Origin of the sequence: Rhizobacter sp. J219 (assembly GCF_024700055.1) — a bacterium.
GTDB lineage: Bacteria > Pseudomonadota > Gammaproteobacteria > Burkholderiales > Burkholderiaceae_C > Rhizobacter.
Genome location: NZ_JAJOND010000001.1, coordinates 1,034,482 through 1,052,292 on the forward strand (window position 1 = coordinate 1,034,482; position 17,811 = coordinate 1,052,292).

13 protein-coding genes and 4 pseudogenes are annotated in these 17,811 nt (G+C 64.3%); 4 read left to right on the forward strand and 13 right to left on the reverse strand.

All coding sequences use genetic code 11. The features are described 5' to 3' along the window. Positions 1 to 80: 80 nt before the first annotated feature. Positions 81 to 556: pseudogene (gene cadR, locus LRS03_RS04715) on the reverse strand (Cd(II)/Pb(II)-responsive transcriptional regulator). Between the two features lie 87 nt (positions 557 to 643). Here cadR and LRS03_RS04720 point away from each other — a divergent pair. After that, positions 644 to 2,596, forward strand: coding sequence for an FTR1 family protein (locus LRS03_RS04720; protein WP_489739925.1), 1,953 nt, complete (start codon positions 644 to 646; stop codon positions 2,594 to 2,596). Here the strand turns inward: LRS03_RS04720 and LRS03_RS04725 are convergent. The 4 genes and pseudogenes from LRS03_RS04725 to LRS03_RS04740 form a co-directional block, all read right to left on the reverse strand. Beyond that, positions 2,585 to 3,133, reverse strand: coding sequence for a peroxiredoxin family protein (locus tag LRS03_RS04725; protein WP_257824144.1), 549 nt, complete (start codon positions 3,131 to 3,133; stop codon positions 2,585 to 2,587). The two genes, LRS03_RS04720 and LRS03_RS04725, sit on opposite strands and share 12 nt — an antisense overlap. Before the next feature lie 340 nt (positions 3,134 to 3,473). After that, positions 3,474 to 4,247 (reverse strand): helix-turn-helix transcriptional regulator, encoded by a 774-nt coding sequence (locus LRS03_RS04730; protein ID WP_257824145.1) that lies wholly within the window; start codon positions 4,245 to 4,247, stop codon positions 3,474 to 3,476. Then, positions 4,240 to 4,734 (reverse strand): signal peptidase II, encoded by a 495-nt coding sequence (gene lspA / locus LRS03_RS04735; protein ID WP_257824147.1) that lies wholly within the window; start codon positions 4,732 to 4,734, stop codon positions 4,240 to 4,242. Before lspA ends, LRS03_RS04730 begins: the two co-directional genes overlap by 8 nt. Further along, positions 4,724 to 7,359 (reverse strand): annotated as a pseudogene (locus tag LRS03_RS04740) (heavy metal translocating P-type ATPase). The gene lspA and the pseudogene LRS03_RS04740 overlap by 11 nt, the downstream one beginning before the upstream one ends. Between LRS03_RS04740 and LRS03_RS27015 the strand changes: the two are divergent. Next, positions 7,331 to 7,510, forward strand: a complete 180-nt coding sequence (locus LRS03_RS27015) for a hypothetical protein (RefSeq protein ID WP_489739932.1) — start codon at positions 7,331 to 7,333, stop codon at positions 7,508 to 7,510. The pseudogene LRS03_RS04740 and the gene LRS03_RS27015 overlap by 29 nt on opposite strands. A gap of 65 nt (positions 7,511 to 7,575) precedes the next feature. Here the strand turns inward: LRS03_RS27015 and LRS03_RS27020 are convergent. Both LRS03_RS27020 and LRS03_RS04745 read right to left on the reverse strand, forming a co-directional pair. Continuing rightward, a pseudogene (locus LRS03_RS27020) lies at positions 7,576 to 7,713 on the reverse strand (hypothetical protein); the annotation flags it as partial. Further along, a complete protein-coding gene (locus LRS03_RS04745; RefSeq protein ID WP_257824149.1) occupies positions 7,700 to 8,401 on the reverse strand; it encodes a cation efflux transmembrane domain-containing protein in 702 nt (233 codons plus the stop codon). The gene LRS03_RS04745 and the pseudogene LRS03_RS27020, both read right to left, overlap by 14 nt. 197 nt (positions 8,402 to 8,598) lie before the next feature. Between LRS03_RS04745 and LRS03_RS04750 the strand changes: the two genes are divergently transcribed. Both LRS03_RS04750 and LRS03_RS04755 read left to right on the forward strand, forming a co-directional pair. Then, the gene (locus LRS03_RS04750; protein WP_257824153.1) at positions 8,599 to 9,411 is read left to right on the forward strand and encodes a sterol desaturase family protein; all 813 of its coding nucleotides are present in this window, start codon (positions 8,599 to 8,601) and stop codon (positions 9,409 to 9,411) included. 32 nt (positions 9,412 to 9,443) lie between these two features. Beyond that, positions 9,444 to 10,388 (forward strand): tyrosine-type recombinase/integrase, encoded by a 945-nt coding sequence (locus LRS03_RS04755; protein ID WP_257824155.1) that lies wholly within the window; start codon positions 9,444 to 9,446, stop codon positions 10,386 to 10,388. A 182-nt stretch (positions 10,389 to 10,570) separates the two neighbouring features. Here the strand turns inward: LRS03_RS04755 and LRS03_RS04760 are convergent, their stop codons facing one another. From LRS03_RS04760 to LRS03_RS04785, 6 genes and pseudogenes are all read right to left on the reverse strand, one after another. Continuing rightward, complete coding sequence (locus LRS03_RS04760; protein WP_257824157.1) at positions 10,571 to 10,786, reverse strand: hypothetical protein; 216 nt, start codon at positions 10,784 to 10,786, stop codon at positions 10,571 to 10,573. A gap of 281 nt (positions 10,787 to 11,067) precedes the next feature. Then, complete coding sequence (locus tag LRS03_RS04765) at positions 11,068 to 11,274, reverse strand: hypothetical protein (protein WP_257824159.1); 207 nt, start codon at positions 11,272 to 11,274, stop codon at positions 11,068 to 11,070. Between the two features lie 651 nt (positions 11,275 to 11,925). Beyond that, positions 11,926 to 12,540, reverse strand: coding sequence for a hypothetical protein (locus tag LRS03_RS04770; RefSeq protein WP_257824161.1), 615 nt, complete (start codon positions 12,538 to 12,540; stop codon positions 11,926 to 11,928). A gap of 55 nt (positions 12,541 to 12,595) precedes the next feature. Then, entirely contained in the window at positions 12,596 to 13,057 is a 462-nt protein-coding gene (locus LRS03_RS04775; protein ID WP_257824163.1) for a PaaI family thioesterase, read from the reverse strand. 97 nt (positions 13,058 to 13,154) lie between these two features. Then, a pseudogene (locus LRS03_RS04780) lies at positions 13,155 to 16,288 on the reverse strand (efflux RND transporter permease subunit). Continuing rightward, on the reverse strand, positions 16,285 to 17,811 hold the full coding sequence (locus LRS03_RS04785; protein ID WP_257824165.1) for an efflux RND transporter periplasmic adaptor subunit: 1,527 nt from the start codon (positions 17,809 to 17,811) through the stop codon (positions 16,285 to 16,287). Before LRS03_RS04785 ends, LRS03_RS04780 begins: the two are co-directional and overlap by 4 nt.

A 17,811-nucleotide genomic window follows, 5' to 3' on the forward strand; every position in this document is an offset into this window, starting at 1 on the left:
GCCGGCTGCCTGTCGTGACCGAGCGATCCCGGGTGCACCACCATGGAGTTCGATTCGACCTGGGCCCGCTAGGCGATTGGCTATCTCGACTTCACGCTCGCCGCTTTGCGACGGGCATGGGTTGCGCCCACGTGCGACCTGTTGCTGTCACTCGCAGCTTGGGCCGAGTTTCGTTTCAGCTCTCCGAGGATCCCGCAGTCCTTGGCCTGCCGAGCCAGGCCACATTGACCGCGCAGTTGTCGCAGCGCGCGTTCCAGCACCTTGAGCCCCGGATGCGATGAGCGACATGCTCGATGTGTTCGTCAAGCAAACCGTTCACTTCGCCGCAATCTTCTTCTGGTGCATCGATGAAGTCGAGCAGCTTTCTGATCTCGTCGAGCGTCATGTCGAGCACCCGGCATTGGCGGATGAAGGCCAACCGATGGACGTGCGGATCCTCGTAAACACGATAGTTGCCTGCGCTGCGAAACGGCGCCGGCAGCAGGCCTTCGCGCTCGTAGAAGCGGATCGTTTCCACCTGAGTTCCGGTGTGGGTGGCCAACTCGCCGATCTTCATGAGGACCTCGCTTCTGGAAAGGGCTTGACTTTATACCCGCTACAGGGTTTCCAATCCGGAATGAGAATCATTGTCTATCCCTGGAACATGAACGCATCCCTTTGCCGCCTGCTTTTCGCCCTCGTGATCACCGCCTTCGCCTTCCTTGGCGGCGCCTTGGCAGCGGACCTGCCCGCGGGGCAGGAGCAGCAAGTTCGTCAGTTGTGGCAACTGCTGGACTACGTGGCTGTCGATTACAGCGGTGCCGTCTCCAACGGTGCCGTCATCAGCGACGTCGAATACCAGGAGATGCGAGAGTTCAGCGACAGCGCGCTGACGCAGTCGAAAGCACTGCCACCCCATGCGTCGCGTGAGCAGCTCGTGACGCTGGCCACCCAGCTGCGCGAGGCGGTGCTGCAGAAGGCTGCACCCGACAAGGTCGCCGACCTTGCCCAGCAGGCCGGCAACCTGCTGCTCGCCGCCTATCCGATCCCGGTTTCGCCGCGCACCGCACCCGACCTTGCTCAAGGCCAACGCCTTTACCAAGCGCAGTGCGCCACCTGCCACGGTACTGCCGGCGGTGGCGACGGCCCGGCCGCCAAGCAGCTCGAGCCCAAGCCCATCGATTTCACCGACAAGGAACGCGCCCGCGCCCGCTCGATCCTCGCGCTCTACCAGGTCACGTCGCAGGGTGTTGAAGGCACCTCGATGCCGTCATTCAAGACGCTGCCGGAGCAGGACCGCTGGGCGCTCGCGTTCTACGTGGGGTCGCTGTCCTTCGACGCTGGCGCGAAGGAACGTGGCGCCACCCTGGCGCAAAACGACGCCAAGGCCCGTGCTGCGTTGCCGGACCTGGCTGCCGTGACGACCACCTCGGAGAACGCCCTGGCACAGCGCCTGGGCCGGGAACCAGCGGCGGACCTGCTGGCATTCGCCCGCAGCCAGCCGCAGGCCTTCGCAGGCAACCAGTTGGCCGGCATCCCCCTCGCACGGGCGCAGATGCAGGCGAGCTTGAAGGCCTTCGAGAGCGGCAACGGGACCGAGGCCACCCGGCTCGCGCTCTCGGCCTACCTGGACGGTTTCGAGCCACTGGAGGCCGCCCTGGAATCACGCAACAAGGATCTGCTGGTCGACGTGGAGCGCAACATGCAGCTCTACCGCTCAGCGATCTCGGGCAAGCAAGCAGAAGTCGTGGCGACCAAGGCGCGCGAACTCGACCAGCTGTTCTCGCAGGTGGAGAGCGAACTCAGTGCCGGACGGGCGGACGCCACCACCAGCTTCGTCGCAGCACTGACCATCCTGCTGCGCGAAGGCGTGGAGGCCTTGCTGATCGTCGTCGCCATGATCGCGTTCCTGCGCAAAGCAGAGCGGCCAGAGGCGCTGCGCTATGTACATGGGGGTTGGATCGCTGCGCTGGCCGCCGGCGGGGTGACCTGGGCGATCGCCACCTACGTGGTGGGCATCAGCGGTGCGAGCCGCGAGGTCACCGAAGGCCTGTCCTCGCTCTTTGCGGCGGTCGTGCTGCTGTCGGTGGGCCTGTGGATGCACCAGAAGAGCAGCGCCGGCCGCTGGCAAGCCTACCTGCGCGACAAGCTCTCGGCGGCGCTGACGCAGCGGTCTGCCTGGGCGCTCTTCCTGCTGGCCTTCATCGCGGTCTACCGCGAGGTGTTTGAGACCGTGCTCTTCTTCTCGGCACTCGCGGCCGATGGGCATGGCTCGGCACTGTTGGCCGGCCTGGCGGTGGGGCTGGTGTTGCTCGCCGTCATCGCCTTCATCTTCCTGCGTACCAGCGCCCGCATGCCGATCGGCAAGTTCTTCGCGCTGAAGCTCCATCCTGGTGGCTGTACTGGCCGTCGTGCTGGCCGGCAAAGGCATCTCGGGCCTGCAGGAAGCCGGGTGGCTCAACGCCACGCCGGCTGGCAGCTTGCGTATGCCGGTCCTTGGCATCTACCCCACATTGCAGACCATGGGCGCCCAGTTGATCGTGCTTCTGGCAGCGCTGTTCGGCTTCAGTTTCAACGCCTTGCTGGCCGGAAAACAGACCCGTTCCTAGTCTTTTAGAAGATCGCGGACGCTCTTCTCGTAGATCGCCTCGACTCCGGACTCGTAGCCGAGGTGAGAGAACCGGACGCGGCCTTTGCGGTCGACGATCAAGGTAGCCGGCATTGCGCCCATGTCGTAAATCCGTGTGACCTTCTTGTCGGTGTCGAAGAGGAGTGGAAACTTGATGCCCATGCGTTCGGCCGTCGCCGCACCGACTTTTCGGTCGTCGTCGATGTTGACTCCGAGGAGGATGAACCCGGCTGAACGGTACTTTTCTTGGAGACGAACCAAGTGGGGCATTTCGAGGCGGCATGGCGCACACCAGGTCGCCCAAAAATTGATCATCACCACCCGACCCCGCAGATCCTGCAACCGAACATTGCCGCCGCTCAGCGCGTCGAGCGTGAAATCGGGGGCTTCCACGCCAACGGGCACCTTTGCCGCGACGCTGAACGAGACGATCGACATGGCGAGAAGCGTTGCGCGGATCAGCCTCCTGCCGAACTCTGTGGCCGGTGGCCAAACCGAAGCAGCGCTGCGGCGAATGGTGTGCATGGGTGTCTCCTAGGTGCAGTGAAGGTTGCTTGGTGCGCTTGATCAGCCGAGTCGCTGATGGATCCCGCGTATTGCAATCGCTGTACTGGCTACAGAGTCAAGCACTCCGATGAAACATTTCGTTTGTCGAAACGCCCGCCGCTTGGCCCGCAAGTCACCGACCGTGATCGACTGCCCCGAGACGTCGGCGACCTCAGGCTGACCAGGAAATCCAACCTGCTGAGGAAGTCAAAAGGATCAAGGATCCAAAGGCGATCCGGTACCGGCCGAAGGGGCAGAAATCGCGATGCCAAGCAGCGCAACCTTTACCATCAAAAGCGGGTCTATATCGAGGCAGCCCCTAGGCAACGCCGGTCAGTGACCAACCCTGGACCGTGAGCGGCGGTTTGGATCGGTCATCGCAAACGATGCGTGCTGCGCGCAGTGGTGCGGGGCGCACACCGAAAGTGGCAACGAAGGTGCGCGTCAGGTGCGCGCTGTCCGCGAAACCGGCCAGGTGAGCGGCGTCGGTAAGCGTCGACCCGTCAGCGAGGACACGCACGGCACGTTGCAGCCGCAACCAACGAACATAAGCTCGAAATGACAGCCCCGACATCTCGGCGAACCAGTGCATGAAGCGTGAGGGGGAGAGCCCCACAGCTTGGGCCGCATCGCTCGCGCGCAGGGGCCCGTCCAGCGCCGCTTCCAGCCAATGGAGAACACTTTGCCAGCGGGGAACGGCGGGGTGCGACGGACTGTGCGCCGTCGGCAATTGCGGGCCTTGCAGCCATCGACTCAACTGCTGCTCAAGATGAGCGGCCTGCTCTTCGGTCATCGCCGCGACGGCCGGCGCAGGGCTCGTGGAGTACGCTGCCGCTTGGAGGGTTGGGTCTTCGAACACCATGCGCACCGGCTGGGATGCGACCAGACGATGAGACACGCCGGCCTGGATGGCGTGCCCCGGCGCTTCGAGTGCGCCCCAGGCACCCTCGAGCAGCAACGTGCCGTCTCCGCACCAAGCAAGCTGCGTCGCCTGGTGTCGATGTGGGCGGCCGGGCTCAAGCGGGCCGGCGTAGACGGCCCAGCCTCGGCCCATGATCAGCAACGGCCGGCTGGAAATCCCCAGCTCATCCATTGGCTTCGCGCAACTGTTTCTTGCCCAAGAACCCGTGAGCCACCAACAGCAACGCGCCGATGCTGATCCCGACGTCCGCCATGTTGAACGCTGGCCAATGATGCGGTCCCCAATGGACGTCAATCCAGTCCACCACGGCGCCGCGCACGATGCGGTCAAACATGTTCGCCAACGCACCACCGAGGATCAGGCCAAAGCTGACCCGCTCCATACGGGAGGTTTCAGCGCGCCGAATCATGAAGACGAGAAAGACGGATGCGACGAGCGCGATGGCGATGAAGAAGCCCCGCTGCCAACCGCCCGCGTCGTGCAGAAAGCTGAACGCCGCTCCACGATTGAGCACGTGCACGATGTTCAGCATGGGCAGCCACTCGTGGGATGCGCCGAAGTCGACCTGAGCCACGACGACCACCTTCGTGATCACGTCTGCCGCCAGCACGAGGGCGGCCAGCAGGAAACCCAGGCGCACGCCGCGCTCACTCGACATGAGAACGATCGGTGGGTGTGGCGTGACGGCCCAGCAAGCGCAGACCGTTGAAGACGACGACCAGGCTCGCACCCATGTCCGCAAGGATGGCCATCCACAAGCTGGCATGGCCCGTGAAGGCAAGCACCATGAAGACCGCTTTGGTGCCGATGGCAAACGCAATGTTGGCTTTGAGCACACCACCCACGCGGCGCGACATCGCGATGAATTCGGGGAGCTTGCGCAGGTCGTCCTGCATCAGTGCCACATCTGCTGTCTCGATTGCGGTATCGGTGCCGGCTGCTCCCATTGCGAAGCCGATGTTCGACTTGGCGAGTGCTGGCGCGTCGTTGACACCGTCGCCCACCATGCCCACTGGCCCCTGGGCGGCCAGCTTCTCGATCGCCTCAAGCTTGTCGTGCGGCAGCAGGTCGCCGCGAGCGTCGGTGATGCCGACCTGCGCGGCGACGGCCTCAGCCGTCTTGCGGTTGTCGCCGGTCAGCATCACCGGCTCCACCCCGAGTCGTTTGAAACTCGGCGATCGCCTGCTTGCTGCTGTCTCGCACCGTGTCGGCGACCGCGAGGACGGCGAGCGCCTGCTGGTCAGTGGCGAGCACCACCGCAGTCTTTGCCTGGCTCTCCAACTTGTCGAGCAACGCCCGTACCGACTCCGTCGCCACACCCAACTCAGCGGCTAGACGGTGGTTCCCGATGTAGTAGCGCTGGCCGTCGATGTCGCCCTTGACGCCGCGGCCTGCCAAGGCCTCGAAGTTCTGGACCGCTGCATGCGGCTGGTCTCCATACCCGGCGACGATCGCGGTGGCCACAGGATGTTCTGACAGGGCATCCAGGCTAGCGGCGACTCGCAGCACTTGCGCCTCGGACAGGGTGGCCAAGGGCACCGTGTCCGTCAGCGCAGGTCGACCGTGGGTCAACGTGCCGGTCTTGTCGAGGGCCACCGCACGCAGGAGGCGCCCCTGTTCTAGGTACAGGCCGCCCTTGACGAGGATGCCGCGGCGAGCCGCCGCAGCCAGGCCGCTCACCACCGTGACCGGGGTGGAGATCACCAGCGCGCAGGGACAGGCGATCACCAGCATCACCAGCGCCTTGTAGGCCCAGTCGAACCACGCCGCACCGAAGAAGAGTGGCGGAATGACGGCGATGGCGATCGACAACGCGAAAACGATCGGGGTATAGACGCTTGCAAAGCGGTCGACGAAGCGTTGGGTCGGCGCGCGCTGACCCTGCGCCTCCTGCACCGAACGCGCGATGCGGTCCAGCGTCGTCTCGCCCTTGCGCGAGCGCACCTCGAACTCCAGCGTCCCGCGCTCGTTGATCGTGCCGGCGAAGACGGTGTCACCAGGGTTCTTCTCGACCGGCATGCTCTCGCCCGTGATCGGCGCCTGGTTGACCGACGAGGCCCCCGATGCCACCACCCCATCGAGCGCGATGCGCTCGCCCGGCCGGACACGGACCAGCGCTCCCAGAGGCACCGCCTCTGCCTGAACCTCTTCCCAGCGCCCGTCGGGTTGTTTGACAAGGGCCGTCTCGGGCGCCAGATCCATCAGCTTGCGAATGGCGTTGCGTGCTCGATCGAGGCTCAACGCCTCGATCATTTCTGCGATGCCGAACAGCCAGATCACCACCGCGGCCTCTGGCCACTGGCCGATCAGCGCAGCGCCAATGACGGCGATCGTCATCAGCAGATTCATGTTCAGCGACAGCGTGCGCAGCGCAATCCAACCCTTTTTCAGCGTCGCCAGGCCGCCCAGTGCAATGGCCGCAAGCGCGGCAGACACCACCGGCAGCGACGACTCGCCCAGGCCGGAGAACGCCAAGATTTCTGCGCCGATCGCAAGCACCCCGGCCGCCCCCATGCGGGCCCACTGAGCTTTGGAGATTCCGGTCCCGAACTCGCTGGTGACTGCTGGTGCCGGCCTTTGACTGTCCTGCAGGAGTGGCGACATGCCCAATTGTTCGATTGCCGCCGCGATCGGAGCAGGATCCGGCAGCGTATGGCTGATGGTCAGCCGCCGACTGATGAGGTCGAACTGCAATGCGCTGACGCCAGGCATGTTTTCGAGCGCCTTGCGCAGCAAGGCTTCCTCGGTCGGGCAATCCATCTTCTCGATCAGGTAAATCGCCTGCCCGTTCGAACTGGATCCCGCCTCGCGTTCAACCGTCGCCTGCATGCCGATATGGCGCAAGGCGTCCAGAATTGGTGCCGGATCGCCGAGACGGTGTTGCACGCCCAAGCGGCGATGGATCAGATTGAATTCGAGTCGGTCCACCCCGGGCAGCTTCGCCAGGTGCTTGCGGATCAGCGCCTCCTCGGTCGGGCAGTCCATGTTCGTGATCACGAACTGGGTCGTGTTGCCACTGGCTGCCGGCGCGAACGAGGGCTCAGGTTTGCCGCAGGGAGCACAGCCAGCTTGCGCATCGCACACCGGAGATGCAGCGTCGGCCTCTGCCGACATGCGGGCGTGCATGCCAATGGCGTGCAAATGCTCGAGGATTGCTTTCGCCGAAGGCAAGGTGTGCTGAACGGACAGGCGGCGAGCGGGAAGGTCGAACGCCAGCGGATCCCACGTCGGGTAGAACTTCAAGGCGAGCCCGAATGGCCGCCTCCTCGTTGCGGCAGTCCATGTTGGGGATGGTGAAGACGTCTGTCGACGGTGCTGGCCTCGAGCTGCCGCTGCCGGAAGAACAGGTGGAATCGCAGGAGCTTGGCACAACGGCAGCAACCTCAAGTGATGCCTCCATCCCGATCTCGGTCAAGGCGCCCAACAACCGCTGAGGTGTTGCAAGCGAATGTTCGATCGTCAAGCGTCGTTGCGGGAGATCAAAGGTCAGCGACCGGACTTCCGGAACTTCGGCAAACCGTGCGCGGATGGCTGCCTCTTCCTGGCGGCAGTCCATGTTCGGTATCCAAAAAACGGTGCTCGCGCCGTCGGAGCTTGTGGCGCTCTCGAGCGCAGGGGTCGAATCAGTTTTCATCATGTGCCCATTCGTGTTTGCCGCATTGCACACCCTGAAGTGGGTACGGAGTCAAGCGGCGTCGCCCCCCCTTGGCGGTCTTCTCACTGGCTTTGGCTGCCTCAGCGAGGATCTCCCGGCCACCGTTGGCTGCGATCACCGAAACCACCAGGCCGAGCACGAGGTCCGGCAGGTTTGATCCCCAGAACATCACCAGTACGCCGGACAGGACGATGGCCAGATTCACGATCGAGTCGTTTCCCGTGAAGATCGCGGACGCCTTGAAGTTGACGTCCTCCCCACGGTGGCGCTTCAAGAGGCGTAGGCAGATGATGTTCAGCGCCGCATTGACGGCTGCCATGGCCATCATGGCCGGACCGATGGGCGGCTCGCCCCCGAAGAATCGACGCAACACTTCCACGAGCAGCAACACCGCCAGGCCGATGAGCAACCAGCCTGAGAGCCGGGCGGCACGCACCTTGATCACCGGCGCCCGGCCCACGGCATAGAGACTGACGCCGTAGACGGATGCGTCGGCCAGATTGTCAAGCGCTGCGCCGATGAGTGCCGTTGAAGACGCCCACACGCCTGCACCTACCCCTGCCAGGGACTGCCCAAGATTGATCAACAAGACGAACGTCAGGATCCGGCGGTCAGAGGCTTGGCCTGCGTCCAAGTCGTGTGCCTCGTCATCGGTGCAGTTGTCGCTCATGGCGCGTGCTTGGGTTGATGGGTGACGGCGAAGGGTATGGAGGATTGCATGCCCTGTAGTCGGTACAGAGTCAAGCGATGCACGAATAGCCCGTTTGTTCAAGCGTGCTGGATGGGGTTTGGAAACACTCCGTGAGTCGAAAAGGAGTTCTTGTGGCAATACCTTCCCTGGCCCGCTATGGCGCATATCCAGCCGTCATGGGGCTGGTAATCCTCGGTGTGTCGCGCGCACCGTTCGAAGGCGTCCCGCTTCTGTGGCTCATCGGTGTCGCTGTGGGCGGCTTGGTGGTAGTGGCCTGGCTCGAACGCGCGATGCCCTTCAATCTGGGATGGCGGTTACCGGATTTGGATTTCGCGGCCGACGTCGTCCATGCGGTGGTGAACTTGCTCGTGATGCACGCCGCGGTTGTGGGCTTCGTGCTGCTGCGCTCGTCAGCCGGTTGGGAGGGCTTGTGGTGGCCGAGCGATTGGCCATTCATCGCCCAGGTGTTCCTTGCGGGGCTGCCTCTGGATTTGTCGCTGTATGTCGTCCATCGCCTGAGTCATCGCTACGGTTTTCTTTGGCGAATGCACAGCATCCATCACTCGTCTCGGCGCCTCTACTGGCTCAACGGAGAGCGACGGCACCCACTGCACGCGGCCTTGATGGCAGGCCCGGGCTTGGTCCTCCTCGGCGTGCTGGGTACGCCCGCCGAAGTGGTAGGGGGGTGGTTCGCGATCCTCGCTGTCCACCTGGCGTTTCAGCACGCCAACATCGACTACCGCGCCGGTCCTCTGCGTCATCTGCTCGGTGTTGCAGAACTCCATCGATGGCATCACCGGGAGAGATTTGAGGATGCTCAGGTGAACTTCGGTGAGTTCTGGCTTGTCTGGGACCACTTGTTCGGCACCTTCTATCAGCCCTCGTCTCCGCTTGGACGAGTGGGCATCGAGGGCGATCCGATCCCTCACGGATATGCCGAACAGTTGCGCTATCCGTTTCGTGGCCACAGCGACACCCAGAAGCATTGAGATGCTTTCCGTGACTGGTCCAGAATGCCGTCATGGCACTTGGCGATGTTGACGATTACCTGCAGGCCGCGGATCGCGAGAGCACGCTGCGCAGCTATGCCGCTTGCATCCGACACTTTGAGCAGGAGTGGCAAGGTCTGCTGCCGGCCACCAGCGAGTCAGTCGCGCGCTACCTGGCCGCCTACGCCCCTCAGCACGCGATCAGCACGCTCAGGCAGCGTGTGGCGGCACTGGCCCGCTGGCATGCCGACCACGGGTTTGCGGACCCGACGCGGACGCCCATCGTTCGCAAGGTGTTGAAGGGAATCCGGGCAACGCACACGTCAGTTCAACGCAAGGCCAGGCCGCTCGAGCTCGATCAGTTGGATCGCGTCAACGCGCATCTACAAGGCCTGCAGATGGAGGCGCTGCAGCAAGGCGCTCCAGTGGAGGTGCTCAGGCTCACCCGGGATCGATCGCTCCTGCTGCTTGGGTTCTGGCGTGCATTTCGCTCAGACGAGCTCACAAGGGTGCGGATCGAGGACGTGGAGGTAGTCGCCGGCAAATGGCTTACTTGCCGTCTGCCCCGCAGCAAAGGCGACCGCGAATTCGAAGGCCGGACATTTCATTGCCCGGCGCTTTCGCGGCTGTGCGCCGTGGAGGCCTACAGCGAGTGGGTGAAACTGTTAGGACGAACGTCTGGACCGGTATTCCCGGCGATCGACCGCTGGGGGCACATCAGCGACGAATCGATGCGCCCCACCAGCGTGATTCCGCTGTTGAGAGGCCTGTTTGCGAAGACGGGCCTCGATCAAGCCAAGAGCTATTCCAGCCACTCGCTTCGGCGTGGCTTCGCAGGTTGGGCACGGTCAAGCGGGTGGGACATCAAAGAGCTGATGGCATACGTGGGCTGGAAGGATGTGGATTCCGCCTTGCGATACCTGGATGCACCGACTACGGGTCTGCAGCAGCGCTTTGAGCGTTCGTTGGCGAGTTGAGAGACCCCTGCCCAGGGAAGATCAGGGTGTAGGCCGACGTCCTGTCCGTTGACGTTCTAGACGTGCATATTCAGCACGGACTCCTCTCAGTGCACCGATCAGCGGAGCGAAGAAAATCAACGGTGCGTCACGCGCCGCGATGCGAATTTCGCAAAGGATCTTCGACAAGACGCCCCTTGGCTTCATCGCACGATCGTGGCCGGGTAGACCAGGTTGTCTTCATCATCGAAGCCGACACCAACGCCGCTGCGTCGCCGCGAGGCAAAGAATTCGCTCTCTACCACCGAAGGCTGAAGCTGAAGCTCTTCAAGCCGATCAAGATAGGCTTCCTGCTCGTCGCCTGTCAGATCCTGTAGAGGAAGTTCGCCCCGAAGTGCTCGTTCGATTGGACGGTCCATACATGAACACTAGCGCGATACGGTCAGCCTATGCAAGCCCGCGCTTGAGATGTCTGCATCTCCCGGGAGTTCTTCATCACGCAATCGGCCGCTACGGCACTGGATTCCAACTTGGAATTTCTTTGAAGGCACGGTGGCGACGCGCGACAAACATGAGGACTGAGTTTGAGCCGACCTTGCAGCCGGCTGGAGATCAGCGGAGCACGTATGCCCAAGACCATTGCACATTTGAAGCAGCGCCTTGAGCAGGCACTCCTGCACGCAGATGAGGCTGATGCCGCCTACCAGGTCCTCGACTGTTTGAAGTTGGCCATGTTGTCCTCCCCTTGCTTGCGGAGTTCGAGGCATCTTGCAACCTCGGCATGCACCTTGGCGAGCGCACTTTCGGCGCGCAACCGCGACACCATGACCGACAGCTCGGCCAAGCTATTCACCAATGCTGCTGGACACCGAACTTCGTTGTTGAACGCGAGCATGCCAATGTCCAAGGGATTGGCTCCACGAAGTCTCGTGACTAGTCGAACTCCGCAAAACAGCCTAAAAGTAGCAGTCATCACGCGCAGCGGTGAGGACTACCACTTTCAAGGGTGTATCCGGGACGGATACCGCAAAGACCAGCATCGGCTCAGATCACCCCCTCAAGGGTTTACCCGAGGCGCTTGACTACCAGCGCTGCATCGAAAACGAGATCACCCCGAGAAGCGAAGCGCCTCTGGCAGTAGCGACATCCCGAGAATGCAGGCTCAGCCGACGAACACCGCGTTTAGCTGCGCCGCCGACTGCAAATAACCGAGCGCAATGAGGCAGGCAGCCCCCGACACGGAGCCTCCTGCCATGACCCAGCGACCGCCATGTCTGTCGACCGTCGACCCGACCGGTGCCGAGTTCGGGCCGACGACCGACAGTTCGACGGGGAAGGCGCCAGTCGGATTGTCCGCAGCTCGGGAGGACAATGCGCGGTACGACGAGGCTGATGCCGGTCACCGCGTCAACTGGGATTTAGAGAGCGCTACACCGCCGCTGCGGGCTGACCACGTTCAGCCACTCGGAGACTTCGCTTGGAATCCGACGCTTCGCGCTAGCACGCATGTGGCCGCTGGCCGATGTGGATACGCCAGTGGCGCAGCGGTCGGGACCGATCACTCATGGGCGTGCAGCCCATGGCCGCTCAGGTGCGCTACGAGGAACACCACGCCCGCCACGATCGCCACCCAGCGCAGCACATTGATCCAGCGCGGGGTGTCGCGCAGACGGGCCTTCGCTGCGGCGCCGGCGGCCGTCAGGCCTTTGGGCTTGTAGACCGACAATGCTGTGACGATCAGCAGCACGAACACCGCTGCTGCCGAGTCGCCGATGATCTGCATGCGCAGGCTGGCCGCGCCCTGATCGTCCAGCGCCCCCTCGACAGACGCGGCCGCCAACCGGCTGGTCGGGGCCATGTGCAGCAACAGAAGGACGCAGCTCGGGATGGTGATGAAAAGCTTCACTGCCACCCAGTAGTGGCGCAGCAGACCCCAAGCTGTGCCCAGCCCCTGCACGATGCCGCTCACCGGCGACGCCAGGCTCAGCGGCAGGATCACGAACCAGGTGATCAGGTCCATCGAGATGTAGGCGGCCTGGACGACTTGCTGATGGCGGCTGGTGTAGCCGACGATCGCCAGCGCCAGGAAACAAGCCACTGCGCCGATCCACGCGACCGATGTGGTCACGTGGATCATGAAGACCATGCGGTTCCAGCGGGGTGAGAAGATCATCGCGCCTCCTTGCGGTGTCTGTGGCGACAAGCCTAGTGGGAACCTCGCCCGCAGCTCAACTCGCATTCCGCGCCGCCGGAGTGGCCTGCGGTGCGACCATGCCCTTGGCCGTCGCCAACGTGCGGTCGCCATCGACCAGCTCCGCCTGCACAAAAGCGAAGTGGCGGGCCGAACGGGTGACGTGCGCGCGGAAGACCAGTCCGGGACCCGGTCGCGCCAGCGCCAGGAACTGCACCGACAGGTCCAGGGTCACGACAACGTCGGTCTCGTAGTGCCCTAGGCCAGCCAGCACGAGCGCCGCGTCGAACCCGGCGGCGATCACCCCACCGTTGACGGCGCCGGTGCCTCCCCCGCCGAGCATCCCGGGGATCGTGTGTGCGAAACGGATCTCGGCCGTGCCCGGTGCCTCGAAGCTGCCCTGGAACGCGAACCAGATGATCTCCACGCGAGAGTTGAATCCCTTGAGTTGACGCCCCCGGGCATCTGCGTCAAGGCGGAAGGCAACGGCATGCGGCATGAGACTCTCCGATGGATCGTGGAAACGTCATTGGGAAGCTTGCCCCAGTGGCAAGGTCAAGCCGAAGGCACAATCTTGCGCCAGCGCAAGTCTTTCGTTAGGCCGACGTCAGCCCCCTCCGCCGCAGCAGCAGGAACGCCGCTGGCACCACGAAGAGCGACAGCAGCGGCGCCGTCACCATACCGCCGAGCATCGGTGCGGCGATTCGGCTCATCACCTCCGATCCTGTGCCACTGCCCCAGACGATGGGCAGCAAGCCCGCAAGGATTACAGCCACCGTCATGGCCTTCGGGCGCACCCGCAGGACGGCGCCTTCGCGGATGGCATCCACCAGGATGCCGATGTTCACTGGCTGCCCGGCACGCACGCGGTCGTCCAACGCATGCTTGAGGTACAGCAGCATCACCACTCCGAACTCGGCCGCCACACCGGCCAGTGCGATGAAACCTACACCCGTCGCGATCGAGAGGTTGTAGCCCAGCGCGTACAGGAACCACACACCGCCCGTCAGGGCCAGCGGAAGTGTGGCCATGATGAGCACGGCTTCCTCGATGCGACGGAAGGTCAGGTACAGCAGCACGAAGATGATGCCGAGCGTGGCGGGGACCACCACCTTGAGACGGGCATTGGCGCGCTCCAGGAATTCGAACTGCCCGGAGTACGCGAGGCTCATGCCTGGTTCAAGTTTTACTTGAGAGGCCACGGCCTGCCGCAGGTCCGCCACCACGGAGGCAATGTCGCGGCCGCGCACGTCGACATACACCCACCCCGACGGACGCGCGTTCTCGCTCTTGAGCATCGGCGGACCATCGGTCAGCGAGATGCGGGCCACCGTGCCAAGGGTGATCTGTTGGCCGCCTGGCGTCAGCACCGGCAGGTTGCGCAGCTTCTCCGGGCTGTCGCGCAGCTCTCTCGGGTAGCGCAGGTTGATCGGGAAGCGCGCCAGGCCCTCAATGGTCTCCCCGATGTTCTCGCCGCCGATGGCGCCGGCGACGACGGCCTGCACGTCGCTGACGTTGAGCCCGAATCGCGACGCGGCCGCGCGGTCGATCTGGACGTCCACGTAGCGGCCGCCGGTCAGGCGCTCGGCCAGCGCCGAGCTGACCCCCGGCACATCCTTGGCGGCTTGTTCCACCTGCGCCGTCACCCGATCGATCGCCTGCAGGTCGGCGCCTGACACCTTGACCCCGATCGGGCTCTTGATGCCGGTGGCCAGCATGTCGATGCGATTGCGGATCGGCGGGATCCAGATGTTGGTGAGCCCGGGGATCTTCACCGTCCGGTCCAGCTCTTCGACCAGCTTCTCCGGTGTCATGCCAGGCCGCCACTGGCTGCGCGGCTTGAGTTGCACCGTGGTCTCGAACATCTCGAGCGGCGCGGGGTCGGTCGCCGTCTCGGCACGTCCCGCCTTGCCGAACACGCGTGCCACCTCTGGCACGGTCTTGATCATGCGGTCGCTCAGCTGCAGCAACTCGGCGGCCTTCTGTGCTGACAAACCGGGCAGCGCCGTCGGCATGTACAGCAGATCGCCTTCGTCGAGTGGCGGCAGGAACTCACCCCCCAGACGCGCCAGCGGCCAAAGCGTCGTGAGCAGGACCAGGCCAGAAATCACAAGCGTCAGCTTCGGCCAGCGCAACACCCAGTTCAACGCGGGCTGGTAGACGGCGATCAAGCCGCGTGTCAGCGGATTGCGCTGCTCATCGGGGATGCGGCCGCGTATCCAGTAGCCCATCAGGACCGGGATCAGCGTCACCGACAGGCCGGCTGCTGCCGCCATCGCATAGGTCTTGGTGAAGGCGAGCGGCCCGAAGAGCCGGCCTTCCTGGGCTTCCAGCGTGAAGACGGGCACGAAGGACAAGGTGATGATCAGCAGCGAGAAAAAAAGCGCCGGCCCGACTTCGATGGCCGCTTGCGTGATCACCTCCCAGCGCTCCTCTCCTTTGAGGTCGTCGGCGGGATGGGCGTGCTGCCACGCCTCGATCTTCTTGTGCGCGTTCTCGATCATCACGACCGCGGCATCCACCATCGCGCCGATGGCGATCGCGATGCCGCCGAGCGACATGATGTTGGCGTTCAGCCCTTGCCATTGCATCACCAGGAACGCCGCCATCACGCCGAGTGGCAGCGAGATGATGGCCACCAAGGCCGACCGCAGGTGCCACAGGAAGACGGCGCACACGGCGGCCACCACCGCGAACTCCTCCAGGAGCTTCATCGACAGGTTGTCGATGGCGCGCTCGATCAAGTCGCTTCGGTCGTAGGTGGTGACGATCTCAACGCCCTTGGGCAGGCTGGATTGGAGCTGCGTGAGCTTCTCCTTGACGGCCGCGATCGTCGCCTGGGCGTTCTTGCCGCTGCGCAGGATCACCACACCGCCGACGGCTTCGCCCAGCCCATCGAAGTCTCGGTGATGCCGCGGCGCATCTCCGGTCCCAGCTGCACGATCGCCACATCGCCCAGGCGCACCGGCACGCCACCGCGGGCGGCAAGCGGCACCGCCTTGAAGTCCGCCAGGGACTGCAGGAAACCGCTCGCCCGCACCATGTACTCCGCCTCGGCCATTTCCAACACCGAACCACCGGTCTCCTGGTTGGCGTTCATCAAGGCCTCGCGCACCTGCGCATGGGTGATGCCGTAGGCCGCCAGCTTGGCCGGGTCGAGCACCACCTGGTACTGCTTGACCATGCCGCCTACGGTGGCCACTTCGGCCACATTGGCGACCGACTTCAGCTCGAACTTGAGGAACCAGTCCTGCAGCGCGCGCAGCTGCGCCAGGTCGTGCTGGCCACTGCGGTCCACCAGCGCGTACTGGAAGACCCAGCCCACACCGGTCGCATCCGGACCCAGCGATGGCTTCGCGCTCGCCGGCAGGCGGCTCTGCACCTGGCTCAGGTACTCGAGCACGCGCGAACGCGCCCAGTAGAGGTCGGTGCGGTCGTCGAACAGCACGTAGACGAAGGAATCACCGAAGAACGAATACGCGCGCACCGTCTTCGCCCCCGGCACCGACAGCATGGTCGTGGCCAGCGGATAGGTGACCTGGTTCTCGACGATCTGCGGCGCCTGCCCGGGGTAGCTCGTGCGAATGATGACCTGCACGTCCGACAGATCGGGCAGCGCATCGATGGGCGTCGAGCGCAGCGACAGCACGCCGGCCGCGGCCAGGAAAAGTGTCCCCAGCAGCACCAGGAACCGGTTGCCGACGGACCAGCGGATGACGGCGGCAATCACTTGGTGGCTCCCGCACGTTCCAAGCTTTGCACCACGTATGCATCGCCCGACTGGATGAAGCTGAAGCGCACCGCGTCTCCCGTCTTGATTCCGCGACCCAAGTCGGGTCGCGCCAACTTGAACGACATCTGCATTGCCGGCCATTGCATCGACGCGATCGCCCCGTGGTCCAGCGTCACTTCGGCGGCAGACAGTTCCACCACCTTGCCGCTGCCCTGATGGGCCGTTGGACTGGCAGAGGCCGCAGGGGACGTCGCGCTCGCCGTCATACCTGCTGGCGCCGCCACGGCCGACGCGGGCAGCGCCTGGCGCTGCAGCACGCCCTGCATGCTGGCCTCGGAGTCGATGAGGAATTGACCTGAGGTCACCACCTCCTGACCCGCTTGCAACCCCTGCAACACCTCCAGCCGATCGCTGAACTCCCGGCCCACGCGCACCTCTACCGGCTGATACCGCCCGGGTGCGGTGACCACGTAGACGATCGCTCGCTGGCCGGTGCGGATCACGGCATCGCCTGGCACCACCAACGCCTCCTCCTCTGCGCCCGCAAAACGGACTTGCGCGAACATGCCGGCACGCAGGCGCCCCTGTGGGTTGGGAAGTTCAATGCGCACCTTGAGCGTCCGGGTGTCCGCATTGGCTTGCGGCAGGATGGCGGTCACCCTACCCTGCCACGTCTCGCCCGGAAACGCCGACAGCTGCACCTCAACCGACTGCCCAGGCTTGGCGGCGAAGGCCTGAACCTCCGCCAGCGCGGCCTCGAGCCACACCGTGGACAGTCCATTGATGCGAACGAGCGTCATGCCCTGTGTGACGGTCATTCCCTGGCGCACCATAAGCTCCTGCACCACGCCTGCAATGGGTGCGTGCACAGCGGCCACGGCTTGCAGCTGGCCGCTGCGCTCGAGCTGCGAAACGCTGGCCTCCGGCATTCCCAGCAGCACCAGGCGCTGTCGCGCGGCAGCGCTCAGTCCAGCGTCACCGGTCGAGCGGACCGCCAAGTATTCCTGCTGTGCGGCAGACCATTCCGGCACGAGGAGCTCGGCGATCAATGCCCCTTGGGCGACCACGTCCCCTGGGGCGATGCTTCCCACCCGTTGCACGAAACCGCCGGCGCGTGCCTGCACCGTGGCGACGTCGCGTTCGTTCAGCTGAACGGTGCCCACCGCCTGCACACCGCCACCGACGCGCTGCTTCGACACTGTCGCGGTTCGCCAGCCCAGCGTCTGAGACACGCGCGGGTCCACGGCCACACCGGTGCTGGACACCTCGTCCGCGTACTTCGGCACGAGCTGCATGTCCATGAAGGGGGACTTGCCTGGTTTGTCGAACTTTTGCTGGGGCACCATGGGGTCGTACCAGTAGAGGACCTTGCGGCCTTCAGGCGTGGCCCCGCCATCGGACGTGCGGTTGCTCGCAGAGGCACCGCGCTCTTCGCGCCAGGTGGCGACGCCATAGCCCGCCGTGGCGCCCAGCGAGAGCAGGATTGCAGCGATCAGCGAAGTCTTGAGGTAGCTATTCAT

Bases quoted from the DNA above. Each gene is read 5' to 3' on its own strand.
- LRS03_RS04755 (WP_257824155.1), top strand. From the start codon at position 9,444: ATGGCACTTGGCGATGTTGACGATTACCTGCAGGCCGCGGATCGCGAG.
- LRS03_RS04785 (WP_257824165.1), bottom strand. From the start codon at position 17,811: ATGAATAGCTACCTCAAGACTTCGCTGATCGCTGCAATCCTGCTCTCG.
- LRS03_RS04725 (WP_257824144.1), bottom strand. From the start codon at position 3,133: ATGCACACCATTCGCCGCAGCGCTGCTTCGGTTTGGCCACCGGCCACA.
- LRS03_RS04745 (WP_257824149.1), bottom strand. From the start codon at position 8,401: ATGAGCGACAACTGCACCGATGACGAGGCACACGACTTGGACGCAGGC.
- LRS03_RS04730 (WP_257824145.1), bottom strand. From the start codon at position 4,247: ATGGATGAGCTGGGGATTTCCAGCCGGCCGTTGCTGATCATGGGCCGA.
- LRS03_RS04770 (WP_257824161.1), bottom strand. From the start codon at position 12,540: ATGATCTTCTCACCCCGCTGGAACCGCATGGTCTTCATGATCCACGTG.
- LRS03_RS04750 (WP_257824153.1), top strand. From the start codon at position 8,599: ATGGGGCTGGTAATCCTCGGTGTGTCGCGCGCACCGTTCGAAGGCGTC.
- LRS03_RS04720 (WP_489739925.1), top strand. From the start codon at position 644: ATGAACGCATCCCTTTGCCGCCTGCTTTTCGCCCTCGTGATCACCGCC.
- LRS03_RS04775 (WP_257824163.1), bottom strand. From the start codon at position 13,057: ATGCCGCATGCCGTTGCCTTCCGCCTTGACGCAGATGCCCGGGGGCGT.
- LRS03_RS04760 (WP_257824157.1), bottom strand. From the start codon at position 10,786: ATGGACCGTCCAATCGAACGAGCACTTCGGGGCGAACTTCCTCTACAG.
- lspA (WP_257824147.1), bottom strand. From the start codon at position 4,734: ATGTCGAGTGAGCGCGGCGTGCGCCTGGGTTTCCTGCTGGCCGCCCTC.
- LRS03_RS27015 (WP_489739932.1), top strand. From the start codon at position 7,331: ATGGCCGCCTCCTCGTTGCGGCAGTCCATGTTGGGGATGGTGAAGACG.